20 protein-coding genes and 4 pseudogenes are annotated in these 23,739 nt (G+C 68.2%); 11 read left to right on the top strand and 13 right to left on the bottom strand.

Features of this window, described 5'->3' with window-relative positions; genetic code table 11:
- Positions 1–56: 56 nt before the first annotated feature.
- Positions 57–1,856 (bottom strand): group II intron reverse transcriptase/maturase, encoded by a 1,800-nt coding sequence (gene ltrA, locus ACIQ8J_RS33070; protein WP_403276491.1) that lies wholly within the window; start codon positions 1,854–1,856, stop codon positions 57–59.
- 770 nt (positions 1,857–2,626) lie between these two features.
- Between ltrA and ACIQ8J_RS33065 the strand changes: the two are divergent.
- Positions 2,627–2,899, top strand: a pseudogene (locus ACIQ8J_RS33065) (hypothetical protein); the annotation flags it as partial.
- Between the two features lie 231 nt (positions 2,900–3,130).
- Here ACIQ8J_RS33065 and ACIQ8J_RS33060 read toward each other — a convergent pair.
- Complete coding sequence (locus ACIQ8J_RS33060; protein ID WP_403608053.1) at positions 3,131–4,123, bottom strand: LysR family transcriptional regulator; 993 nt, start codon at positions 4,121–4,123, stop codon at positions 3,131–3,133.
- Between the two features lie 179 nt (positions 4,124–4,302).
- On the opposite strand from ACIQ8J_RS33060, the gene ACIQ8J_RS33055 reads away from it, so the two are divergent.
- Positions 4,303–4,764, top strand: coding sequence for an RICIN domain-containing protein (locus ACIQ8J_RS33055; protein WP_403276494.1), 462 nt, complete (start codon positions 4,303–4,305; stop codon positions 4,762–4,764).
- Between the two features lie 336 nt (positions 4,765–5,100).
- Here ACIQ8J_RS33055 and ACIQ8J_RS33050 read toward each other — a convergent pair.
- Positions 5,101–5,148 (bottom strand): annotated as a pseudogene (locus tag ACIQ8J_RS33050) (hypothetical protein); the annotation flags it as partial.
- 527 nt (positions 5,149–5,675) lie between these two features.
- On the bottom strand, positions 5,676–5,837 hold the full coding sequence (locus ACIQ8J_RS33045; protein WP_403276496.1) for a hypothetical protein: 162 nt from the start codon (positions 5,835–5,837) through the stop codon (positions 5,676–5,678).
- A 751-nt stretch (positions 5,838–6,588) separates the two neighbouring features.
- Between ACIQ8J_RS33045 and ACIQ8J_RS33040 the strand changes: the two genes are divergently transcribed.
- From ACIQ8J_RS33040 to ACIQ8J_RS33030, 3 genes are all read left to right on the top strand, one after another.
- On the top strand, positions 6,589–6,870 hold the full coding sequence (locus ACIQ8J_RS33040) for a hypothetical protein (RefSeq protein ID WP_403276497.1): 282 nt from the start codon (positions 6,589–6,591) through the stop codon (positions 6,868–6,870).
- A gap of 630 nt (positions 6,871–7,500) precedes the next feature.
- Entirely contained in the window at positions 7,501–7,680 is a 180-nt protein-coding gene (locus tag ACIQ8J_RS33035) for a hypothetical protein (RefSeq protein WP_403276498.1), read from the top strand.
- Positions 7,681–7,841: 161 nt separating this feature from the next.
- A complete protein-coding gene (locus tag ACIQ8J_RS33030) occupies positions 7,842–8,150 on the top strand; it encodes a hypothetical protein (protein WP_403608051.1) in 309 nt (102 codons plus the stop codon).
- Between the two features lie 18 nt (positions 8,151–8,168).
- Here the strand turns inward: ACIQ8J_RS33030 and ACIQ8J_RS33025 are convergent.
- The 3 genes and pseudogenes from ACIQ8J_RS33025 to ACIQ8J_RS33015 form a co-directional block, all read right to left on the bottom strand.
- A pseudogene (locus ACIQ8J_RS33025) lies at positions 8,169–8,522 on the bottom strand (transposase); the annotation flags it as partial.
- Between the two features lie 381 nt (positions 8,523–8,903).
- Complete coding sequence (locus ACIQ8J_RS33020; protein WP_403276500.1) at positions 8,904–9,803, bottom strand: GNAT family N-acetyltransferase; 900 nt, start codon at positions 9,801–9,803, stop codon at positions 8,904–8,906.
- 121 nt (positions 9,804–9,924) lie between these two features.
- Complete coding sequence (locus ACIQ8J_RS33015; protein ID WP_403276501.1) at positions 9,925–10,719, bottom strand: transposase; 795 nt, start codon at positions 10,717–10,719, stop codon at positions 9,925–9,927.
- 76 nt (positions 10,720–10,795) lie between these two features.
- Between ACIQ8J_RS33015 and ACIQ8J_RS33010 the strand changes: the two genes are divergently transcribed.
- The gene (locus tag ACIQ8J_RS33010) at positions 10,796–11,218 is read left to right on the top strand and encodes a hypothetical protein (protein ID WP_403276502.1); all 423 of its coding nucleotides are present in this window, start codon (positions 10,796–10,798) and stop codon (positions 11,216–11,218) included.
- Positions 11,219–11,322: 104 nt separating this feature from the next.
- Here ACIQ8J_RS33010 and ACIQ8J_RS33005 read toward each other — a convergent pair whose 3' ends face one another.
- On the bottom strand, positions 11,323–11,607 hold the full coding sequence (locus ACIQ8J_RS33005) for a hypothetical protein (protein ID WP_403608049.1): 285 nt from the start codon (positions 11,605–11,607) through the stop codon (positions 11,323–11,325).
- A 736-nt stretch (positions 11,608–12,343) separates the two neighbouring features.
- Between ACIQ8J_RS33005 and ACIQ8J_RS33000 the strand changes: the two genes are divergently transcribed.
- Entirely contained in the window at positions 12,344–12,688 is a 345-nt protein-coding gene (locus ACIQ8J_RS33000) for a hypothetical protein (RefSeq protein WP_403276505.1), read from the top strand.
- Between the two features lie 50 nt (positions 12,689–12,738).
- Here the strand turns inward: ACIQ8J_RS33000 and ACIQ8J_RS32995 are convergent, their stop codons facing one another.
- Positions 12,739–12,840 carry a DUF6192 family protein gene (locus ACIQ8J_RS32995; RefSeq protein ID WP_403608059.1) on the bottom strand — a complete coding sequence of 34 codons (102 nt, stop codon included), beginning with the start codon at positions 12,838–12,840 and terminating at the stop codon, positions 12,739–12,741.
- A 1,199-nt stretch (positions 12,841–14,039) separates the two neighbouring features.
- On the opposite strand from ACIQ8J_RS32995, the gene ACIQ8J_RS32990 reads away from it, so the two are divergent.
- Both ACIQ8J_RS32990 and ACIQ8J_RS32985 read left to right on the top strand, forming a co-directional pair.
- Complete coding sequence (locus ACIQ8J_RS32990) at positions 14,040–15,386, top strand: hypothetical protein (protein WP_403276507.1); 1,347 nt, start codon at positions 14,040–14,042, stop codon at positions 15,384–15,386.
- Positions 15,387–16,217: 831 nt separating this feature from the next.
- Complete coding sequence (locus tag ACIQ8J_RS32985) at positions 16,218–16,715, top strand: glycosyltransferase family 4 protein (RefSeq protein ID WP_403276508.1); 498 nt, start codon at positions 16,218–16,220, stop codon at positions 16,713–16,715.
- Between the two features lie 250 nt (positions 16,716–16,965).
- On the opposite strand, the gene ACIQ8J_RS32980 is transcribed toward ACIQ8J_RS32985, so the two are convergent.
- Positions 16,966–17,208, bottom strand: a complete 243-nt coding sequence (locus ACIQ8J_RS32980) for a peptidase inhibitor family I36 protein (RefSeq protein WP_403608057.1) — start codon at positions 17,206–17,208, stop codon at positions 16,966–16,968.
- Between the two features lie 102 nt (positions 17,209–17,310).
- Between ACIQ8J_RS32980 and ACIQ8J_RS32975 the strand changes: the two are divergent.
- Together ACIQ8J_RS32975 and ACIQ8J_RS32970 are read left to right on the top strand one after the other, a co-directional pair.
- A pseudogene (locus tag ACIQ8J_RS32975) lies at positions 17,311–17,723 on the top strand (SAM-dependent methyltransferase); the annotation flags it as partial.
- Positions 17,724–18,432: 709 nt separating this feature from the next.
- Positions 18,433–19,785, top strand: coding sequence for an FAD-dependent oxidoreductase (locus tag ACIQ8J_RS32970; protein WP_403608047.1), 1,353 nt, complete (start codon positions 18,433–18,435; stop codon positions 19,783–19,785).
- 674 nt (positions 19,786–20,459) lie between these two features.
- On the opposite strand, the gene ACIQ8J_RS32965 is transcribed toward ACIQ8J_RS32970, so the two are convergent.
- The 3 genes from ACIQ8J_RS32965 to rpmF form a co-directional block, all read right to left on the bottom strand.
- Positions 20,460–21,284 (bottom strand): alpha/beta fold hydrolase, encoded by an 825-nt coding sequence (locus ACIQ8J_RS32965; protein WP_403276512.1) that lies wholly within the window; start codon positions 21,282–21,284, stop codon positions 20,460–20,462.
- A gap of 662 nt (positions 21,285–21,946) precedes the next feature.
- Complete coding sequence (locus ACIQ8J_RS32960; protein WP_403276514.1) at positions 21,947–23,137, bottom strand: GTP-binding protein; 1,191 nt, start codon at positions 23,135–23,137, stop codon at positions 21,947–21,949.
- Positions 23,138–23,139: 2 nt separating this feature from the next.
- Positions 23,140–23,310, bottom strand: a complete 171-nt coding sequence (gene rpmF, locus ACIQ8J_RS32955; protein ID WP_403276515.1) for a 50S ribosomal protein L32 — start codon at positions 23,308–23,310, stop codon at positions 23,140–23,142.
- Between the last annotated feature and the right edge of the window lie 429 nt (positions 23,311–23,739).

Here is a 23,739-nt window from a genome sequence, read left to right as displayed (position 1 = left end):
ATTGCTACGCCGCCGCCCCCTCAGAACCGGCCGTGCCCGCTTTCCAGGCAACCGGCTCAAGCAAGCCCCGAAGGCTCGCGGGCAGGCAGAAGTGCCGTACTGCCGAGGCCGGTTCGGCGGTGGCAGTACGTGTGAACGAGACGGAGCATGAAGGGGCCGTCCGGCCTCCGGGAAGCCGTATCGGCGGTGATCACCTGTCGGTGGACCGCCGTGCGGACCGTGGTGCACCACTGCTCCCATTCCTGGGGGTTCTGTGGCTCGCGGTCGGCGTGCAGCAGCAGTTCCCGGCAGAGCGGACAGCGTCCGTGCTGGGCCCGCAGAAGGCTCAGGCCGGTGCGGTCCAGCGGGGGTCTGCTGCGGCGGCGCCGCTGGTCCCAGTAGCAGGTCAGGGACGGGTCGTCGGGTGACGCCCAGCCCTTGACCAGCACATGCCGGACGATCTTCGTCCAGACGAACTTGAGCAGGTAGGCGCCGGATTGACGGTCGCCGAACACCCAACGGTCCTGCCTGGAGCGGTTGAACCTGCCGAAGTAGCGGGCTGTGATCCATTTCTTCGGCTTGTGCGGATGGGTGTACTTGGCCCACTTGTAGGTGAGTTTCCACAGATAGTCGTCCACATCGTTGAACGCTCTGCTGGACACCACATGCCGGTAGTAGGCCGCCCAGCCCCGGATCACGGGGTTGAGCTTGATGAGTACCGCCTCGATGTTCGCCCCGCGCAGGGCCAGCATCTCGGCGGCGAGCCGTCTCTTCAACCGCTTGACGGCCGCATCGCTCGGTTTGATCAGCAACTTGCCGTTGTAGCGGCGGACGTTGAACCCGAGGAAGTCACAGCCCTCATCGAGGTGCACGATGCGCGTCTTGTCCTCGTTGAAGGCCAGCCCCCTCGGCGCCAGCCACCCGGCCAGTCTCGCCTTGACCTGTTCGGCCTGATCACGTGAGTGACACAGAGCCACAAGATCGTCGGCGTATCTGACCAGAACCGGGGAGCCCGGCACCGCCGTCCCGGCATCACGATGCGAGGACGGGTGGTAGCGGACTCCGGCGGCCTGCTCCATCCCATGGAGGGCCACGTTCAGCAGGACGGGGCTGATCACACCGCCTTGAGGGGTGCCCTCGTCGGTCGGCGTGAAATGACCTCGCTCGACCACACCGACCTTCAGCCACCCCCGGACCAGTCCCCGGGCGGGGAACGTACCGAGCGAGGCAAGAAGGTGATCATGGTCGATCCGGTCGAACGCCGCCGCCAGATCTGCGTCCAGCACCCACAGCCGCTTGCAGCTCGCGCCGCGCGCGGTCACATAGATCGCCTGGATCGCGTCCTGGCAGCCCCGGCCGGGCCGAAATCCATACGATCTCGACTCGAACCGGGCCTCCCACTCGGGCTCCAGCGCGGCCGACGCGACACCTTGCAGTGCCCGATCAGCGATCACGGGAATCCCGAGGCCGCGCCGACGCCCGTCGGGCTTCGGCACGTACGCCCGCTTGACCGGCCGGGGAGTCCACGGCTTGGCACGATGCTGCACCCAGTCCGCCAATTCGGCTTTGGACTGCGGCAACAGCGCCGTCTTCCCGTCGATCCCGGCTGTCGCGCGGCCAGCGTTGAGCTCCGTGACCCGCCGCACGCTCAGCAGAGCGTTGCTGCGGGAGCGGAGCATCAGCTTCTGCAGATTGCGGACCTTCTTCAGGTCCCCTGCCTGCGATGCCGTGAAGATCCTCTGCCGCAGACGCCGTACGTCGTCCTCGACTTGCGGCCAGTCGATCCCGGCCCAGTCGGTGACATCGTCCTCGGGTCCGTTCACCACGCCGACAGCGGCCGTGACGGTCTGCGCCGCCCCACCCGTCTGCGTCGTCATGGCGTCCAACTTGCCCCTCGGTTCCGGTGCCGTCATCCATCGATCTCTTCACAGGCTTACCCGGCCCACGTCAGCGCCCTTTCAGGCCGGGACAGCTGTCCTTATCCGGCCAGTTATGCGGGAGCCGCCGGGAGAGGTCCCGGCCTGCGGCCCCGGTTTCCTGCTGCCTTTCGGCCACCGGCATTCGCTTCTTGGGCCATCCTGCGCCCGCTGGGGAACTCGGCCTTCCTCGCGGTCGGCTTACCAGGCAGCGCCTGGACCCCATCGGGGTTGTCGTGTTGCACATGAGCAAGCTGCGACCGGGCAGGGCGCCCCCTTTACTCCGAAGACGGTGGTGCGCTCCCGACCGGCACATACGCTCCGGCCGGCACCTGCCGCTTTCCAGCGGCCAGTCCCTATGGCCCCACTCGAACATTCCACCGGCGGGGGTCACTGTCACGAAGCCTCATCAGGGGTTCACTCGCATTCGCCCATCACCCCGCCTGACCGTGTTGACAGCCGAGCGGAGCCGGGAGTTCCGGGTCTCCGGACTCCCGCCGGTCTTCTCCTCGCCTGTAACCCCTGGGTGGTACAGGGGTCCTTGGGCTTCTTCTCCGAGCTTCGCACCCCGCGGTTACCCGCGACGCACGTCGGAGCGAAGACAGGCCGTGCGCACTGGCCTGAGTACTACACCTCCGGCATCAGCCGAACCTCCAATCGGTGCCTCCCACTTTGCCCATGCACCCTCACGTCGCACGTAGATCCCGGTCGCCTCCATACCCACCAGCGTGATGCCCTCGGCCAGCAGCCAGTCCCGCATCGCCAACAGGTCCCTGGTCATCGGCAAGCCGTCCGTGCTGTTCGTGTGCGTGCACAACGCCGGACGCTCCCAGATGGCCGCCGCCTTCCTCACGCACCTGTCCGCCGGCCGGGTGGAGGGCCGTTCGGCCGGGTCCGCCCCGGCCGAGACCGTGAACCCGGCGCTCATCGAGGCGATGGCCGAGTCCGGGATCGATCTGTCCACCGAGGTGCCCAAGGTGCTCACCATCGAGGCGGTCCAGGCATGTCGAGGGCGTTGCTGATCTGGCTGGTGGTGAGGCCGTCCAGGTACCAGGCGAGTGCCGCCCGTCGCAGAGGCGGCAGCCCGCTCACCGTAGTCCCGGGCTTCCTCTTCTTTGAGTTCCACCAAGCGCAGCGGGCAGGTATCGTCCGGCAGTTCGGGGAACTCGTGGGTGAGCTCCTTGCCGCGGTGACGACGCTCGATTTCCGAGCCGTGCTCCTGCTGATGGCACGTGCTATTGGGAGCTGCTGTTAGCCGGGAGGCGAGGGGCATTCTCATGGATGGTCTGGAGGAATGCGCGGGCGAGGGGGCTGATGCTGGTTCGGGGCCAGACGGCGGCGTATTCGAAACGGGGCAGGTGTGGGAAGGGCAGCCAGGCGGTGTCGGGGCGGGCGTAGTACTGCTCGGCTTGCGCGGATGCGAAGGTGATGCCTCTGCCGGCGCCGACCATGGCCAGTGCCTCTTGCCAGTAGCCGGCCACGAGGTGAGGGATGGGCCGGCCCGCGGGGGTCTGGTTCGGGCAGTGGTATTCCTGCCAGTACGGGGGTATGGCCGCCTTGAACGTGATGATGGTTGTGGTGGCGAGGTCCTCCAGTGTCACCGCGGCGGAGCGGGTGAACGGGTGCTGGTGGTGGACCAGGAGCTTGCGGTCCTCTGCGATGAGGACGGGGCCGTGGGCCAGGTCGGGTTCGTCGACGGGGAGTTCGGTGATCTGCAAATGGACCTGGCCGCTTCGGATCGGTCCCAGGGGGTCGGAGAGCTGGATCTCCTGGATGTGGATCTCCGCGCCGGGACAGCGGGCGGCGAGCTTGTCGGCGGTCTTGAGGACAAGCTCAGCTGCCATAGGGCTGGAGTAGCCGACCCTGAGCACGTCGCGTGTACCCCGTGCGGCAGCCGTGGCATCGGCGAGGGCCCGTTGCACCTGCTGGTAGGCGGGCAGAAGGTCGTCGCGCAGTTTCACTCCCACTGGGGTCAGAGCCACTTTGCGGCTGGTGCGCTCGAACAGGCGGGCGCCGATGCGGCGTTCCAGTTTCTGGATGGTCTGGCTGACCCGGCCCTGAGCCAGGCCGAGGCGTTCAGAGGTGCGGCGGAAGTGGAGTTCCTCGGCCAGCGTCAGGAACGCCTCCATCTCATGCCGTTCCACGGTCGGTTCTCCTGGTGGTTGTTGATTGGTGAGTGTGGCGCACCGATTGTAGATGATCTTGGTATTGATCACGGCTTCACGCACGTGGAGAGTGTGGGCCGGGGCGCGACGACGGTGCACGGGTGGATTTCCCGTCGCAGAAGTGTCCGTGTCCTGGGCTGGGGCGATGGGCCGGTGTTCGCATGCAAACGGCAACGTCGCCGCGGTCGTCATGTTTTGGTTGTGAAAGGTTCGTTGTGAAGTTCATGGGAAGGGCTGCGGCCATGGCCGTGGCCGCAGGGTCGCTGGTTCTACTGACGCCGACTGCAAGCAATGCCAGCTCGACGTCGTTCGTCAACGGGAACAGCAGGAAGTGCCTGGAGATCGAGAACTCCAGCACCGAGAACGGCGCCCATGCCCAGCAGTGGGACTGTAACGGTCAGCCCGGCGCCGGCTGGGAATGGGAATGGGTGGGCCCGGGCCAGCAGTTCTTCATCAAGAATGCCCACTCCGGCAAGTGCCTTGAGGTGGAGAACGGCAGCAAGTCGAACGGCGCCACCGTTCAGCAGTGGACCTGCAACCCGCAGGCCAGGGGCATGCTCTGGATCAAGAGCTATGGCGGGAGTTGGTACGTCACCAACTATGGGTCCGGCAAGGTCCTGGAAGTGGAGAACTCCTCCACCCGCAACGGCGCCCGCGTCCAGCAGTGGGACAAGGGCAGCGCGCCCGGACAGCGTTGGTACTAGTGGGGCCAGGCACCCGGAAAGGGGCCCGGCGCCTGTTGCCGACGTTGTTCCTCGTCCGGGCCGGTCTGAGCCGATCAGGCCCAAGCGGTCGCAGCCTCCTGGCTGACCTGGCCACCGTCTCCGTGCTAGCCGCCTCCTTCCGGCCTCGGTGACCACGAGCGGGCGGGCACGCCTGCTGATCGACGGCCAGTGGGCACGCCGGGCGTCCCGCCTTCCTACGGGGGGAAGGCGATGATGTCCCACACGATCCCCAGCGTCTCCAGCTCGGCGGCCCGCTCGCTGCTCATCTGCCCGGCCCGCAGCACGCGCTCGCTGGTCCGACAGCCATCGGCCCAGCGAGTAGGTGCCCTCCAGATGCCCGTAGGGCACCTTCAGATCACCCATCCGCTCCCGGTAACGCTGCGCGGCGTCGTAGCCGCGCAACCAGCACTGTTTGTCGGGCTCGATCACCTGGAACTTGATCCCTTTGGCGACCGTCAGCGTGGCTGCCCCGTCCTCGCGCACGCCCTTCTCGGCGGCCGGCGGAGCGCCGGAAGGCACGCTCGCGACAGCCCGGCCGGGGGAGGGGCATCATCGATACCGTTGAGCAGAGTTCCCAGCTCAGTCCATGAGGCGCCCGTCGACATCACTGCCTCGACAAGCTCCCCGATGCGGCGGCTCTCAACCTGCGCCTGCCCCATAGATCGCGCGCCAGCCTGGACAAGCTGTTGTGCCTGTCGATGGAGGGCGCCAGCTGTGCCGATTGCTCACTGTGTTCCATATCTGGGAAACGGCCGGGTCCCGTCACGGTATGTGCCCGTAAGGAGGTCGAGCCTGCCCGGTCAGGGCGCTCCAGTGGTGGAGCGGCTTGATCAGGAGGAGGAGATCTGGGGCCGTATGCGCAGTCGTATGACCCGGCTGCCTACCGGGACTCAGGCGGTGATGCCGAGTTCAGAGCGGATGCGGTGGATGAACTCGCGGACGGTCGGCTCGCGGCGCCAGGGGGCGAGGGCGGTGTTGAATTCGCGGACGTAGTCCAGAACGCGGCCTTCTTCCTGTTCGTGTCCGGGACCGTCGCGATCCCGGCCGGACACCTCGTCGGTTCCGGGGTAAGCGCCTGGGCGGGCGAAAAGGACCGGAAACACGCTCCGGGCAGCCCTTTCACCGCCCGGCTCAGCGTTGGCGGGGGGCAAGGGCGTCGGCCGGCGGGGCTCTGAAGGGTGTACGGCAGGCATTGGAGGGGAGGGCACCTCCGCGGACGGGGAATCGTTTCTGTGTGTACTCGTCCGGGTGAGTGGCGTGTCCGATCATCGGCTTGAGCGGTTTACGGAATGACTCGGTCCGTTTGCCGGGTCGGGCGTCAACCCGCCTTCTTTGAAAGGCCTGTTGTCATGCGTCGTATCGCTGCCGTTTTCCTGGGAACCGCCGCGCTCCTGGGTGTCCTCGCCACGCCCGCCTCGGCGGACGTCGCCGCACCGCTGGTGCGCTCGTCGCTACGGGCCAGGATGCGGTCACGGGCGTCGAGACCGCCGTCGGCAACCTAACCAGCGGCCTGTAGGCCGGCCTGGCACGGCACGGCACCTCCCTGGCTCCCGTGCCGTGGCCTCCCGTGGTGACCGTCCCGCCCGCGCGGCGGGGCGGCCGCCCTACGCGAGAGGACCGGTGTCTGACCAGGGGCGATCCGAACCGGGCGCGGACACATGTCGATCGTCCTGGTTCGGGTGAAACGGCTGGCCGGGAACTCTCCCGGGCAGCCGGTAAGCGTCTGAGTACATCCCTGACGCGTGAGGACCCCCTGTCTTGACTTGTCTACGCGCCGTCACCACTGCTGCCGTCTCGGCCCTGGTGCTGCTTGTCGCCGCTCCCGGCTCCGCCTCCGCCGTTGCGACCGGACAGTTCAACTACAAGTACACCGATGAGAACGGTCATGTGGTAGCCGTTCAACTGGTCAACCCGGCAACCGGCATCTGCAAAGACGTCGCGGAAGTAACCAGCGGAGTGGCCAAGTTCGCGTTTGCGCCCTATAACCACACCGACACGGTGCTCTGGGCCTACACCGAGAAGAACTGCGGCGGCAAAAAGCGCCTCGGCAAAAGTACGTCATCCGCCGGAAGGCTAATCCACTAGACACCCTGCACTACGTCTCCTTCGCTTTCCCCGCCGACGCATGATCCCGGTGTCCTGGGTGTGACCCCGGGCCCGGGGTCACACCCAGGGGCCGTCGCTCGCGGGTGGCGGCCTGAGCGGACACGGACGGGACACCTGCTGGCGGCGCAGCCACACCAGCCGAGATTCCAGTGGACATCTCTGCGCGCGCCGGCAGGCGGTGCGCCCCCGCCCTTTCAGGGACGACACTCCCCGGTGGGCGGGTTACCCGAGGTGGAACCGCTTTGGGCGGTGTCTCGTTGCCGGGTGGGGGCGTCGGGCCGGTGGCCCGCCGCGACGGTTGGCGGCCCGGTTCGGGAGGCTTGTCCGCCGGACTGCCGTATCTGGTACGCCATTCGGTACGCGTATCCGGTACACCCCGGTTCCGGCATGCGACGGGAAAACCCCAGTTCAGACCCCATGGTCGGGTGCGGTGGGGGGCAGGCATCCCCGCTCCGGCCGGATCCGGAGAGGCCCCCTTCTGCCCGTCTCTCTGCGCCCGATGATGGAGGTGGGGGGCTTGGTTGGGCGGCTGCGGCGGGGATCGCGCGGTGCTGGGGTTCCTCGTGTTCCTCGCGCGCGATGCCGGCCCGACGCCGGCGGGTGGTTGACGTGCGCGCGGCGACCAACCACGCCATCGGCTGTCTGATGCTCGACGTCGCCCCCGCCTACCTGACCGACCAGGAGGCCGCCGGCCGTCTCGCGCTGCTCTGCGGGCAGATCGCCGAGCCCCTCGGACAGGGCCGCGCTGCCGGCCGCTACGTCCGGTCCGGCGGCCGCCGCGCCCTGTAGGGCACTGTCTTGTAACGGAGTTGCAGGGGGGCGGCTGCCGGAGGCGTGTGTCAGAGCGAGCCGACGATCTTGCGTGGGGTGATGCGGACGACGACGCGTTCGGCGTCGTCCTTCGAGGCCGGGTGTTGGCCGCCACCCCGGCGAGCGCGGCCATCACGGATATGGGAATCCACTTGACCACCGGGCACAACGTGGGGCTGTACAACGACTACAACGTCATTGACAACGCCGACAAGGCCACTCAGCAGGACCTCATCTACAACGCGAATCCGAACGTCACGGACGGTATCGAGGTCGACTGCTGGAGCGACAAGGGAAAGATGCTGGACCAGGGGAACCGCTGGTACCACACGAAAACCGAGTACTACAACCACCTCGGGTACTCGCTGCACATTTACGCGTGGACCTACGCCCCCTACGTGGACGGCGAGGCCGGCATCCGGGCCGGCCTGCAGAAGTGCGGCTACTAAGGCGTGTTTGAGATGTGGTCATAGTGCTTGGCGTATCAGGGCGAGTTGGACGGTGGCTTCGTAGCGGACCGCGAGTTTGTCGTACCGCGTCGCGATGCCTCGGGCCTGCTTCAGCAAGCCGATCCGGTTCTCGACCGCGTGTCTGGCCTTGTATTTCTCGCGGTCGAAGGCGGGCGGGCGTCCGCCCGCGCTCCCGCGGCGGCGTCGGTGGCCGGCCTGGTCACGCTTCTCGGGAATCGTGTGCGGGATCTGCCGTCGACGCAGGTACTCGCGGATCTCGCGGGAGGAGTACGCCCGGTCGGCGAGCACGTGGATGGGACGGGTTCTGGGGCGGCCTCCGCCGGGCCGGGGCACGCAGATGCGGTTCATGACCCACCGCGGTGAACAGCGGCGCGTCGCCCCGCTGCCCGGCGGTGACAGCCGTGGCCAGGACGCCTCGGCTTGCGCCCCATCACCGGTAACTCCGGCAACACCGCCTCCAGGCGCTCCCACTGTTCGTCCGTCAGATCTCCGCGAGCCGTCCGAAGGTTATTCCACTGAAGTGGCCCGACAGCCACGGGAAGTCGGTGTCGTCGATCAGGATCTCCCTGACCGGTTCGCCGTCGCCCGGCATGTGCCGTACCTCTGTGTCGACCCCCGACTCCGCCTCCCTCGCCCGCTGTCGATCACACGGTCGGCCGACATGCTGCCGGGCGCTGGCAAGCGGTCCGGTCCTGCCCTCGGACCGGACCGCTCACCGCGCGCTACGCCTGGCTATGCCGCTTGGCGCGCCGGGGAGAAGTTGATGCGTTCACGGATGACGGGGAAGCCGGCCTTGGCGAAGTTTGCGGCCATGGGGAAGTTGCCCTGGTCGGTTGCTCCGCCGATGAACTCCGCGCCCTGCTCGGCGAGGAGGTGGGTGCACTCCGCGAGGAGGTCGTAGGCGTAGCCGCGACCGCGCTGTTCCGGGACGACTCCGATGAAGCCGATGGTCGGGCCGGAGGGGTTGTGGGCCGGGATGTGGATGCCGGCCAGGTCGCCCTCCGGCGTGTGCGCGATCTGCCACCACTCCCGTGGGGAGGGGCACCAGTGGAAGAAGTCGAGTTCCTCCTGGGCGGCCTGGTCGAGGCCGCCCTCCTCGATGGCCGTGAGTGCGTGGGCGTCCAGGGTGGCGGAGTGGATGCGGCGCAACGCGTCGAAGAACACGGTGTCGTCGGGTTCTGCGCTGAAGCGCAGGCGTCCGGGTCGCTCGGGCAGACCTCGCTCCGGGGTCCAGCGGTACAGGAAGCGTTCCACCAGGGGTTCGTACCCTGCGGCTCGTGCGGCGGCGAAGCGGGCCTCGGCGCTGGCGCGCAGGTCGGTCTGTTCCCGCCAGCCGCTGGGCAGGTTGATCTCGAGTTCGACCTGCCAGGGCGCGGAGCGCAGGAGTTCGGCCCCAGCCTCCTCCTCGCCCTCGGCCACGTCGAACCAGTTGATGTTGACGGGCTCCGAGTCGTCGGGGCCGCCCCACCACGCGCCGCGTGCGACGACCTCACCGTCGCGCAGGGCGACGCGCTTCCAGTCGGGGCGGAACTGGGTACGCCGATGGCCTTCACGGGCGCCCAGGGGGTCGGGGTGTGCGTCGAAGAGATGTGCGTCGCTCGCGGTGAGCGTGCGGATGACCGGATCGGTCATGGATTCCTCCGGGATACAGGCTGCTTGGAGCGCTCCCGGTCAGAACTGACGAACCACGCCGGGACAACGGAAGAGGGAGCGCTGGAAAGGCGTGAACTGCACGGCACTCGCCTCCTTCCGTTCATCTCAGGGCGTTGGGCCACACGGTACGTGATCTTCCGCGGGTCCGTCCACGGATTTCCGCATCCCAGACATGAAGATCACGATCTGCAGCTGGAGTACCCGCGCTGCCGCGCCGCAGACGGTGTCCGGCCTGGTCACGCTTCTCCGGGATAGTGTGTGCGATCTGCCTGCGGCGCAGGTATTCGCGGATCGAGCGGGAGGAACACGCACGGTCCGCGAACACGTGGGCGTCCGCCGCCGGCCGGGTAATACGGATGCGGTTCATGACCTCGGTGAACACCGGGGGTATCGCCGCGCTGTCCGGCGGTGACCACGGTCGCCAGGACGTCGGAACGAGGCGTCCACGGCCAGGGGAAGTTTCGTGGTCAGGCCGCCGCGCGAGTGTCCGAGGCCGTGGGCGTCCGGCTCGGCAGCCAGCCCATCCGGGACCGTCCGGCCCGAATCGCGAGCCCCTCTGTTCGGGCCCCGACCGCGTGCTGGTGGGCCCGGCAGACCGTGGAGTCGACGGGCACCCCCACTCGATGTGCCCGGCGGTATCCGCTCTGACCTGCAACTTCTTGAGGATCAAAGCCCATGTTCCGTCGATCTGCCAGCGACGGAACCGCATGTACGCGGCCTCCCCCGGCCCGTACCGCTCGGGTATGTCCCGCCACGGCGGTCCGGTCCTCGCCCGCCACCAGATCACGTCGAAGCACTGCCGCCGATCCCGCGCCGGCCTCCCCATCTTCGGTATCGGTGGCAACAGCGGCTCCAGCCGCGACCACTGGTCGTCCGTCAGATCTCCACGTGCCATTCAGTGGAGTGAGAGCGCATGGCAGGCTCGAAACTGGCTGCAGCAGCCTTCCCACGCTCGTGAGCGGAGCCCGTGCATGAATGACGACCTGGTGGCCGTGTGCGATGTCTGCCTGGGCGAGGTGTCCGATGGCGGGGGTGTGCTCGAAGTGGACACCGCGAAGGCTGACCGGGCGTTGCGCGTCTGGCGGGCGGGGGACGGTGCGGATCCGCATGCGCTGTTCCATCTGACGCCCGGGGCACGCCCGGTGATGTGGGCGGTCCGTCACCACGGTTGCGGTACGGGGCCGGTGTTCGCCTCCACCATCGCGGTGGAGCGGGTCCGGTGCTGGACCGGGCTGCTGGAGTGGAACGTGCACCTGGCGGACAAGCCGTTCCTTGCTGCGACGGACTGGTTCGCCGTGTTGGACCGGGCGCTGCACCCGCGCCGTGCCGCGGTCAGCGGCATTCTGCCCCGTATTCCCAGGGACTTGAGTGGCGGCCCGGTCGGCGACACCTAGGGGTGCCGACCGCCGCAGGCGACGATGGTGTCCGACAACGTTGCGGTGCCCTTGCCGGGGCACCGCAGGCTGCTACTCCGGTAAGCGCTGGTGGGCGGGGTGGTTCATCGTCGTCGTACCGCGCCGATCCAGGCGGGCACGGCCATGCCGGCGAAGACGAGCATGCCGCCGGTCACCTGGAGCGGTCCGCGGACGGACGGGTACTGGATCAAGAGGATGACCACCATCGCCATGAACTGGAGGTAGGCGAGAGCGCCGAGGGCGAGCGCGGTGTTCCTCCACCGGGAAGCCGGCCAGGGCGCCGGGACCGGTGTCGGGGGAGCGGCCGGTGGCTGGGCGGGGCCGCCGGCGGGAGCGGTCGGTGCGGAGGGCGTGGGGTTGGTGGACACGGTCATCCTTCGGGACGGGGCGTGCGGGAGCACGTCGATGGGGTGGAGCCTGTATGGCATGTGGTTGGTGTCGCGGGCGCGGACTGGGAGAAAACGCGGTTGTCCGATCCCGGGCAGCACTGTGAAGGAGCCAGGTGTTAGCCGCGCAAGGGGAGTTGAGCAGCGGGGCCGGAGTGAGCATGGCCGATGCGCGGGCCTCATTCGATAGCTGTGACCTGCGACTTCCTATGGCGTCTCGTCAGTGACACAGTCGTCGGCACGCATGCCGGCCCGTTCAGGGCCTGCCGGGCTCCGTCAAGTCCGCAGCAGGGCCGGTCCCGGGTGCCGGATGTCTGCGGGTCGTTGGGTTCGTTATGGCTATGCGTGTGGTTTCTCGGCCGTGCACGATGTGCAGCGCGGACCTGTTACGCGGGACGGCGTACCTGGTTGTCGGGAGTACCGGCCGGGGCCGGCTCTGGGTGTTCGGCTGCTTCCTGACCTGTGAGCGGTGCTATCGCCGGGGGTGTCCGGACCCGGTCACGGGGCTGTCCCGCCCGGATACGGCGCGGCAGGCAGGCACGGCCCGGCGGGTGGAGCTGGCCGGCCGCGGAGCGGTCCTGCCGCCAAAGCCGTGCCTGGCCTGCGGGCTCGTCGTCGTGCGGCGCGCGGAGAAGCTCCTGAAGGGGGTGACGTGCTCGCGGGCGTGCCGGACATCCCTCACGCGCAAACGTGACGGCGGCAAGGGTTCGGGCCGCCCATGCGGCAGCTGCGGCACGCTCGTTACGGCTGGGCGTGCCGATTCTGCGTACTGCGTGCGCGCTGCCGCCAGAAGGCCTACCGGCGCCGGACCGCGGCACGGGCGGCGGATCCGGTCGCGGAACTGCGGGCGGCGATGGGCCCGTTCGTCGTCGCGCTCAAGCCCGGTGCCTCCCAGGCGCTCCACAAAGCCCTGTACCGGCTGCAAGTCGCGCATGTACGCGGCCATGACCAGAGTGCGGCCGTGGCCCGGCTTGCCTCCATGGACCCCGAGCGGGTCAAGGTTCCCGCATCGGACGAGGGCCGTCGCCTCCGGGCCGCCCTGCGCGGCATCCATGCCCCCTGATCCCTCACACCGACCCGTAACGACTGCCCCGCCCAAGGGGCGGTGCGTGGCTATTCGCCTCGCGGCAGGCGCGCCAGTTCTTCGTCCATGTCGGTTTCGCCGGTCGAGACGGCGTGGGCCACCCAGTCGCAGGCGGCCCGTACCCGGGTCAGGTTTCCAATTGAGAACCAGGAGGCCGGACAAACCGGTCACCGACTGGGGCCGGGGCGGCGGTTTCTCATTTGGCCATTTATGCGAGTCACGCAGGGTGCGGCCGTGACCACGGGCGGCTCGTGCGCCGTACAGGGCGGCTCCTCTCCGTCGACTGTACGGCGCACTTCCCCAACGGACGTTCGCATCACCCAATACCGTCTGTCCCCAGCCGACATTCGAGCTGACCGGCCCAACCCGGGCAAGACCAAGGGCAACGGTTTTGGACAACCGACGCATGGCAGGCACGAGACCAACCATCGTCACAAACTGTGAGATAACACGCGGCCAGGTGTGTCCCGGTCATTGTGAGGCGCTCCGTGACGGGGAACCCGTGTTGCGGATGGGGCAGGGCTGGGTCATGGGGCGGGGTAAGGCAGTGACGCGGTGCTCGCGTGGTGCATGTGTGATGCCTGCGGCCATCTGATGCGAAGTTGGGCATGCCGTTCAGCTGGCAGGGAACCGCATCCGCTCTCCTGGCCCCTTTCCCCAGGAGCCCGGCCCGGGGCCAGGATTGCCCGGCGTACCTCACGGATCATCGGGGCGTTCCATTGCATTTTGCGCATGAGTCGGGCGGGCGGCTATGTGGCTATGGGCGGGACCGGATCGACGCGGACAGCCGCGTGCCGCGTGGAGTGACGCAGACCGCGAGCCGGTCGCGCGAACTGGGGGACCGGGCCTGACAGTTCACCCCTCGTTCCATCTCGCAGGCCCTCATGTGACAGCAGCACGGTCTGCACCGGGCGACGTCGGGCTGAGCGGCAGGGCCTCGCTGCCGGGGGCGAGAGGGCGACTGCTGTGAGCGATTGCGAACCCACGGCGGGCGACGAACAGGGGCTGACGGCCGAACCCCCTGGTCCATTCCCCATCGCCGGGGGAAGCGGCGAACGTGGCGCTGTCGCACGTCGGCGCAACCGGATGCGTGGTGTGCGGCCGCAGCCGCACACCGGCCCCTTGCCGGATGGCGGGCAGACCCTCGTCGTCGAGAGCGCCGCTGGTCTCCGTCCGGAGAAGCCTCGGCGCCCGTGGTGGTCGTCCCGGTGGTCGCCCACCCACCCAAGGACGCCCGGCTGGGAGGTATGAACGCGCCGTTGCGCGCGAGGTCGGACGTCAGCATCCCTGCGCGTAAGCATCTGAACGTTCCCAAAGACAAGGAGCCAGAATGACCACTTCTGTGACAGTCGGCGACACCACGGACCTGGAACGGTCAGGTATCCGGACGCTCGGCTACGCGAACCGCTTCGGCTGGTGGGATTCCGAGTTCCGTTTCGACGGCCGGATGCGCGTCCCGACGGGTGTGCGGATCACGGAGGTCCGCTACTCCTTCCGCGGCGACGGCAACACCGACAGCCAGGCCCAAGAAGTCAGGCGCGGCCAAGGCGGCACCGGCCAGGAGTACGAGGTCATCGACCGCACCTTCCTCGACGGCGCCGACGTGGTCACCTTCACCCTCCGCGGTGACCTGGACGTCGACAAGGACCCCCGCCCCAACAACTCCAGCCTCAAGTACCGGATCAGCGTGGTCGTCAAACTCGACAACGGCGAAGTCCGCACGGCCGCTCCGGAGGTCGACGTCCTCGCTTCGACCTGGGACAGGAACGACGCCCCGAACGTGGGCCGGCCCTTCGTCCGCCTGCCCTACGACAACAACTGGGGCGGATCGCCCAACAGCCAGGCCGGCTTCGGCTTCGTGTCGGACAGCGGCTACATCCCCGGCGACAAGTTCATCATCGACCTCGTCAACCCGCGCGAGGGCCAGCGGGACGTCCCGGGCAGCCACAGCGTGTACTACCAGCTGGTGCACGAGGACGGCACGCCTTCCCTCGAAACCCCCGTCCCGCAACTGTGGAAGGCCGACGGTCACACGGACCGCGGCGATCTGGGCCGCAAGACGATGCTGCCCCAGATCAACCTCGCCCAGAAGGGCGACAAGCCGGGGTACTACCGCTTCCTGGTCTGGCCCCAGGCCAGCAACCCCGACGGGTCGGTCAGCAACCTCAGCTGGGATCCCACCAAGATCGAGGACGCGTTCCAGCTCGGCAGCGTGTACTACCGCTACAAGGGGGACGGCGGCATCGGCCCTGTGCCCCCGGGCCAAGGCCAGTTCCTGGTCTCACCCGGCGGGCCGGTCACGCTGGACCGCAACGGCGAGACCAAGTACCCCGGTGTCGAACTGCAGGCCACCGGCGACGGGAAGATCCCTCCGCAGACGGTCTCGGTGACCCTGCCTCTGGGCAAGGGGCTGCGTTTCACCGGACGCCTGATCGTGGGGGTCATGCAGGGATCCCAGTGGGTGGAATTGAAGTGCCCCGACGGGACCTTGTCGTCCGACGGGCGGGTTCTCACCGTCAAGGGCGTCGATCTCGCGCTGGCGGGAAAGGGCTCGAAGTCCGCCGTACTGGTTGAGGTTCAGGCCGTGGCCGGTGCCATGCCGGGAGACACGAGCCTGAGTTTCCTCGTCGGCGACCAGCCCGCATCTTCCTCCTCGCTCATCCGTATCAACCCGTAGGCCGGACCACGCCGGCGCTCCACCCTTGTGGTCGCCACACGGAGTACCCCCGCCCGCAGGGGCCCGGGGCGCGGTGAGGCCGCGGCGCCGGGTACCCCTGCGGGCGGGACCACGAAGACGCCCAGCACCTCACTTTTCCCCAAAGTCGCCTCCGGAAGGAGTTCAAGCACGTGGACACGGTGGCATCCCGCCCGCACAGGCCGACCTTGATCCCCAGGCCACACAGCATGTCGATCGCGGCCCGGGTGTACGGATATCCACCGGCCCACAACGCGGGATCCGAATGGATGCTCCACTCCACGCTCCGCCCCCTGGCCGAACGCGGCCACCGGGTGACGGTCTGGCTCTCCCACCCCGGCACCATCGACAAGAGCTACGAGATCGACGGAGTGCGCGTCGTCCCCTACCAGGAGGGCACCGACTTCGCCGCCCACGCCCACACAGCAGACGTGCTCCTGCCCCACTTCGAGAACGTCCCCCTCGTGTCGGGCCTCGCCGCCGCCCGCCAGACACCCGTGATCGTGATCTGCCACGACAACTTCGCCACCAGTTTCCACAACGCGGCCGGCGCCGATCTCGTCGTCTACAACAGCGAATGGATCCGGCGGGACGGCGAGATCCACTACGCTCGCTATCCTCCGGAATTCCTGCCCAAGAACGGTCGTCGTCCGCCCGCCCGTCATCGCCGACGAATATCGCACCGAACCGGGCGACTGCGCGACCCTCGTCAACCTCAACGCCGACAAGGGCGGCGACCTCTTCTGGCAGATCGCCGCCTGGACACCCGAATGGAACTTCCTCGGCGTCCGCGGCGCCTACGGCCAGCAGATCATGCCGCCACCCCGGTTACCCAACTGCGAAGTCGTCGACGGCGTACCCGGCAAGCAGATGCGCGAACACGTCTACAGCCGCTCGCGCGTCATGCTGATGCCCAGCCTGTACGAGTCCTGGGGGCGCGTCGTGGTGGAGGCATTCGCCTCCGGCATCCCTGTAATTGCCCACCCCACCCCCGGACTCGTCGAATCCCTCGGCGAAGCCGGGATCTTCGCCTACCGCGACGACCTCAACGCCTGGACCCACGCCCTGATGTCCCTGCGTGACCCCACCAACCGGGCAAGAGCATCCCGCCGCGCAACGGCCCGCTCCCATCAGCTCAGCACGGCCCCCGACCTCGCCAACTGGTGCGACGCCGTCGAGTCCCTGCACGACGCCACCCGCCCGAAAACCTCCCGCGCACGCACGCTCGGCACCCACGTGGACGCCGGCGACCTGGACCTCACCACCTGGGACGACACCGCGAACCTGGTACGGGGCGAACGCCACGCGTGACCATCTCGACAAAGGGGCAGCAGGGGAAGTTAAAGCATCAAGATCATCCTGTGGCGGCTTTTGAGTTCGCCTTGGACCCCTTCTTGTGACGGGGTGTGACTGGCATCTGGTCGGGCTGCTGCTCGTCTGTGCCCGGGACGGTCCTGCCGGTACGGGCTGCCGGTACGGGGCCGGTGGGCCCGCACATGCCGGGGCGCCCGGGGATCTCCCCGGGCGCCCCTCTGCGCTCATGGCGCCGATCGCCGCTCTGCTACTCCTCGCAGAATCCCCGCCTGGCCGAGCGGGCCGGGAAAGCGAGGTCGCGATTGGTTTCGCGCGGGTTCAGCTGGAGCCGCGGGCCGCTGAACGCCGGCCCCGTGTAGAAGCACCAGGGCTCGCGGTCCTGGTTCTGCGCGCTGCGGACACCGCCGGGAAGGAAGAACTCGTCGTGGTTCAGCAGCCGCAGCCCTCCCTCGCCGTCGGGTCCGGTCCAGGTGCACACCACCCCGAAGATGTGCGGGCAGGGCAGCGGCTCGTCGGCGGCGTGGGCCTGGGCGGCCGGCAGGACTGCTGTGCCTAAGACTGAGGCGGCGATCGCGCCGGCCGTCGCCAGCTCATGCTCGACACCCGCCTGGACACCGGCTCGCGGCGCGCGATCTGGACCAACGAGACCACCATGTACGTCGATCTCTTCGAACTGTTCGCCGAGTTCTCCCGACTGCTGGAGTACGGCGGCCGGTACGTCTGCATCACCGGCTGCTCCAACGACGTCACCGGCATGCGGTCCAAGGCCGTCAGCAAGATCGACGAGCACTACACGTGCAACATCCACCCCCCAGCGAGTACTTCAAGGCACTCGCCGCCAACAATCTCGTCCCCATCCAGGGCATCGACCTGACCCCGGACACGATCCCGTACTGGGAACTGCGCGCGAAGTCGTCCGTGGCCGCCGGCATCGAGGACCCCTTCCTCACCGCCTACAAGGAGGGCAGCTTCCACTACCTCCTGATCGTCGCCGACCGTATCTGACCTCGGTGCTGCGGCCCGGACATCCCCGGCGGGGCCCGGACCGCAACACCGTTCAGTCCAGGAACGTCACCTGCGGCAGGCGTGTTGAGGGCCCTCTGGCAGGCGCTGCGGTTTGCCTTTGACGCGGGTCGAGGAAGGCGATGGCATAGGCCCGCTGGGCGTCGACGGCCAGGCCCCCTTGATGAACCGAGGAGGACGGGCATATCGTCCGGCACATGGCGCCCAGGGCCGGACAGATGACAGCCCAGGCCATGAACGCGTTGTGCCCGGCTCAGGTCAGCTGCAGGTCACGGTGGAATCCGCGGGAGGGAACCGCTTTCAGGTGGCGTCCACCGACGGGCGATCTCGGGCTGCTCGGAGCGCACGAGCATCACCGGCCGGTCCAGCCCCGTTTTCCGTACCGGCTGCGGCACGGGACCGTCCAGAGCCTATCCCCTTCATGCCGGCATCGCTGGGAGGGTGGGACGGACCAGGGGCTCCTGCCAGTCGAGACGTTTCCAACCGCGGGTGGCTTGGCTGTCCGGACACGCCCCCAGGCGCGTCCACCATATCCGCACGGACCTCCGATCACCACAGTCACCCGGCCGCCGGAGGCGGCTTTGCGGCTCGGTGATCTCGCCGGTGACAACCTTGACCGGCCGTGTCGCAGTGATCGATGCCATCGTTGATCCGTGTGATTCGCCCTGCACCAGCAAGCGTGGGAGACGACATGAAGACGAACCGCCCCTGGGGCAAGGCCGTTGTCATCGGCGGGAGTTACGCGGGGCTGGTGACCGCTCGGGTGCTGGCCGATTTCTTCGCGGAAGTCATCCTCGTCGAGCGGGATGCCGTGGACGAGGACACCGGCGCCCATCCGGGTGCGCCGCAGGGTTATCACGCGCATGCGATGCTCGCCAAAGGCGGCGAGATCCTGCAGCGGCTGTTTCCGGGGCTGCGAGAGGAGCTGCAGGAAGCCGGTGCGCCGGTGTTCGACTACGGGCAGGGGATCGACTTCCTGCTGCCGACCGGACTGGCACCCCGGGGACGGACGGGGGTGCAGATCCAGACCTTCACCCGCGACGAGCTGGAGCGCCGGCTGCGCCGCAAGGTGCTTGCGCTTGCCCAGGTCACGCTGTTGGCCGACACACAGTGCTCAGGCCTGACCCGGGACGCCTCGGGGCGGGTGATCGGTGTGACGTGCCGACAGCCGGGCGCGGAACCGATCGACCTGGCCGCCGATCTGGTCGTCGACGCTTCCGGACGGTCCAGCTCACTGGAGGACTGGCTGGGCGCGGCCGGTGTCACGGTTCCCGCGAAGCGGATCGTGAAGGCGAAGGTCACCTACACGTCGATGAACTTCGACCGGCCCGAAGATGGCCACCCGAGCCACCCGGACTTCTACGTCGCCTACCAGATGCTGTTCGCACCCCGTGTGCCCCGGGCCGGGGTCCTGCTGGCCGTGGAGCGCAACCGGTGGACGTGCTCACTGTTCGGCTTCCAGGACCAGCCGCCGACCGACGACACGGGCTACCTGCGGTTTGCGGAGAGCCTGGACAACCCGCGCCTGGCCCAGCAGATCGAACGCCGTACGGTCCAGGAGCCTACCTATCGCTACACCAACGTCGACAACCAGTGGCGGCCCTATCACGCCGTCAAGAACTGGCCAGACCGGCTGATCGCCGTCGGGGACGCGGTCTGCGTCTTCAACCCCGTCTACGGCCAGGGGCTGACCGTGGCTGCGATGGAGGCGGAATTGCTGCACCGGACGCTGGCCCGCCGCAGCGAGTCCGGGAAGCAGCTGGACGGGCTGGCCAGCGGATACCAGAAGCGGGTGGGGCGATTGCTGCTCGGCCCGTGGACGCTGTCCACCAATTCGGACCTGATGTGGAATCCGGACCGTCAGCCCCTTGGGGCGAGGGTCGCGCACTGGTACAACACGAGGCTCTTCCGTGTCGCGGTGAAGGACGCGGCCGTCTGGTCGAGGTTCGTGCGGGTGGTGAACATGGTGGCTTCCCCCGTCGTGCTTTTCCATCCCACCGTGGCCCTGAAGGTCTTGTCCACGGCGTTCACCCTGCAGGACTGAGCTTGTTTCTTAATGGTTTGTGAGCTTTGAGCCGATTGCGTTCGGCGAAGCTTTCGGGGCGTCCGGTGGATTTACCCCAAGGCCGCGTAGTTAACGTTTTCGCAGGTCACGCATGGGGAGTTGACGGGTTTCCGGCGTAGAGCAACGGAGTTCGTTGGTACAGGCAGCCGGCCAAGACAGCTTGTCCCGAAGGATCGCGTGGGGCTTGATGGGCTGATGTGGCCTCTGATCAGCGGAAGCACCAGTGATGGGGGTGGTTCGCGGCTGATCGGGCGGGGCCTGCGCTGACCGCTTTTTACCGCCTTGGACGGCACGTAGTGGCACGCGGCTGCCAATGGCAGGTGGGGAAGGCGATGCGGGCCATGGCGGTGTCCTTCGAGATCCCCGCCGTGCTCCCTGTGGGGCGGGCATTTTCAGGGGTGATCTCCCTGGCGGGCCCAAACACGGTTCCCAACTGTTCGTCCGGCCGTCCGCGGGTGGCCGGAGGCGTCCTGATCTGTGGCGAAGTGGTCTGCCTGCCGGGCTTCGGGCGGCGCTGGACTAGGGCGAATGCGACCAGAACTGCAACGAGGGCGCGTCTGGCGACGTCCCTGAAGACGGGCGTCGATGCGTCTCCGGTGTCGGGGAGGGGGCTCGCGGAGTGCCCCTCTGCTTGGTTGGCTGGCCCGCAGCAACTATGAAGGCCGGTTGCTTCCTTCGATGAAACTGGTCACACGCCTCGCGTAGGCGTCTGGGTGGCTGGCGTGGGGGATGTGCCCGGCTCCCCCGAAGGTGTACGTCTCCGCCTCGGGCAGGGCCCCGGAGAGCCGCGCGATGATCGTGGCGAACCACGGTGGGCTCTCCGTTCCCTTCGTCAGCAGGGCAGGCCCGGTGTAGCGGGAGAGACGGCCGAGGTCGAGATTCGCCCACTCCGGGTCGGCCTGCTCGTCCATGAAGGTGGGGGCGTTGACGATGAACGTCTCGCGGAGCTGTTCCGGCAGTTGGTCCCAGACGCCAGGCCCCAGGGCGACCTCTTCCACGAACTGGCGTGCTCCGGCGAGGAGTTGGTCTGCCCTCAGATGGGCGAGAACGGATTCGATCTTCTCTCCGGTGGCCGCCATCAGCGGCAGCAGCTCGGGGGCATCGGCGACGATGCCCATGAGCGGGGGCTCGTGGGCGATGAGGCCCCGGAAGAGTTCCGGACGCCGGGCCGCCAGACCGAGCGCGGTCGAGGCACCGAAGGAGTTGCCCGCGACGTACGCCGGCGCGAACCCGAGGGTCTCGATCAGCGCGGCCAGGTCTTCCTCGTCCTCGAACCGGGATCCCTGCCCCGGCGGACGTTCGCTCAGACTGTGTCCCCGCCGGTCGTAGACGAGCACCCGGAATCTCAGCGCGAGGGCATGAAGGACTGGGGCCCAGTTGCCGTGGTCGCCCCACGAGCCGTGCACCAGGACCAGCGGGTCGCCGTCCCCGCCCACCTCGTAGAAGAGTTCGACGCCGTTCACTCCGACCCGTGGCATGCCCGGTCTCCTTACCGACAGGCGGCGGTCGCTGCCGGGGCCATTGAGGCACTGCACGCCCGGCCCGTGCAACCGCGGTGGGCCGAAGGTCACGCGTACGGCCGACCCGCGCCCCCGGAGCGGATCAAGCCGCCTCGACGGAAGGAAACCCCAAAGACGCGCGAAAGCCAGAGGGCCGGTCCGCCGATGCGCTCCGGCCCTCTGAGCCGGCGGAGGACACGAGATTCGAACTCGTGAGGTGTTGCGCCCAAAACGCTTTCCAAGTCTTCGTCTTGGGGTTCTGGGGTGCGCGGGGGCGTTCTGACCTGCGGTGCAGTGGGGATGGGCAGGGCATCTGGACAGAGCTGTACAGAGAGGGACGCAACCAGAACTGTAACCACAGGTGACCAGCTCTTTTGGTGCCGTTGGGTGTCTCCTGATGCGCCGCCGGCAGTGCGCGCAGCACTGCCGGCGGCAGGGTGGAGTGCGTGTACGGCTCCGGTGCCTGCACCCTTGGACGCCAATCCCCGGGCATCGCTGGATCCGTACCACTCCACCGTATGTGGGCCGTGATCTCACTCGGAGCGACGTGTTCGTCCAGAGAGGTGAGGACGGAGAGGCCGCCCACGGTGGGCAGGTCCGGCTCGAACCGGCGAGCCTGTCCGTTACCGCAGAGTGCCCAGTCAGGCGTACTCCGCCACAGGTGTCGGTTCGTGCTCGTGCTCGCAGGCGTCGTCCGTGTCGTAGACGTCCCAGATGGGGAACGGGTCGGGCCACGGACCTCTCTCGTCCGGGTCCACGAGGCAGGCGGTCAGGTCCTGTTGAAGGGCCTCGGCACGTAGCTCCGTTCCGATGAAGACCAGTTCCTGCGCCTGCCCGCCGGGCTCTCGGGTGCCGGAGGGCTCGAAGCGGGCGACGCTTCCGGCCTGCGACCACAGCCCCGTCACCCGGTCGCGGCCGGCCAGCCAGAAGAAGCCCTTGGACCGCAGGACCTGGCCGTACGCTCCGCCGTCGAGGCCCTCGGTCACGAACTCCCACAGCCGTTCCGGATGGAACGGCTGCTCGGCGCGGAAGACGGTGGAGGAAATGCCGTACTCCTCGGTCTCCGGAATGTGGTCGCCGTTGAGCTCCATGACCCAGCCGGGCGCCTGCTGGGCGCGCTCCAGGTCGAAGAGGCCGGTGCCGAGGATGTCCGCGGGGTCCACGCGGCCGTGTTCCGCCGGCACGATACGGGCGGCCGGGTTGAGCCGCGCGAGCGCGGCCGTCAGCCGGGCCGCGTCGGCGTCCGTGACCAGGTCGAGCTTGTTGACCACGAGGACGTCGGCGAACTCGATCTGGTCCATCAGGAGATCGCTCACCGTCCGTTCGTCGTCCTCGTACTGGTCGAGGCCGCGCTCCACGAGGCCGTCGCCGCCTGCCAGTTCGGGCAGGAAGTTGGCCGCGTCCACGACCGTCACCATCGTGTCGAGCCGCGCCAGATCTCCCAGCATGGCGCCGTCGTCGCGGGGGAAGGCGAACGTGGCGGCCACCGGCATCGGCTCCGAGATCCCGCTCGACTCGATGAGGAGGTAGTCGAAGCGGCCCTCGCGGGCCAGCCGGTCGACCTCCACCAGAAGGTCGTCGCGCAGGGTGCAGCAGATGCACCCGTTGGTCATCTCGACCAGCCGCTCCTCGGTCCGTGACAGAGCGGCCCCGCCGTCACGCACGAGGGTGGCGTCGATGTTGACCTCGCTCATGTCGTTGACGATCACGGCGACGCGCAGTCCGTCGCGATTGCCCAGGACGTGATTGAGCAGTGTCGTCTTGCCCGCTCCGAGGAAGCCGGAGAGGACTGTCACCGGAAGCCGGGGACCGGCAGCCGAGCCTGTCGTCATCGTCAGTCCTCCGGGTGGATCAGGCCGCGTTCGTACGCCTTCACGAGCCGCTGCGGCACCCGGTACACGGAGCCGTCGACGGTGATGGGCACCAGCTGCGGGGTGGTCGCCTTCCACTGGGCGCGGCGGTGGCGGGTATTGGAGCGGGACATCTTCCGCTTGGGAACGGCCATGGGAACGGGACCTCCATCGTCGATACGAGGGACACGTTAGATGAAAATGGATGCCGTTATCAACGGGGGGGGGGCTTTTGTGAGGCCGCGCCCGGTCGGCGCTTCCGGGCAAGGTGCGGTCAAGTGTTGGCAATGATTTTCATCTACGGCTCCCGAAGTATGGTTGTGACAATCGTTTCCATCTAGCTTGGCGGGTGTCCCGCTCTGCCGGGCCTGCCTGTCCGCAGGGTCCGGCCCCCGCGCCGAGGAGAACCCCCGCCATGCGTACCTCCATATCCAGCCATGCCCGCGTCCGCGCTGTCGCCGGGAGCCTGGCCGTCATCACGGCGCTCGCCGCGCTGAGCGCCTGCTCCACCTCGTCGGGGACGAGCGGGACCAAGGGGGCCGCGAGCCCGGCCGACGGCAAGGGCGGCTCGGCCCCGCTCCATG

This window comes from Streptomyces sp. NPDC094147 (genome assembly GCF_044764265.1).
In the GTDB taxonomy this organism is placed as follows: Bacteria; Actinomycetota; Actinomycetes; order Streptomycetales; family Streptomycetaceae; genus Streptomyces.
This window is presented reverse-complemented; position numbering and strand designations above follow the sequence as displayed.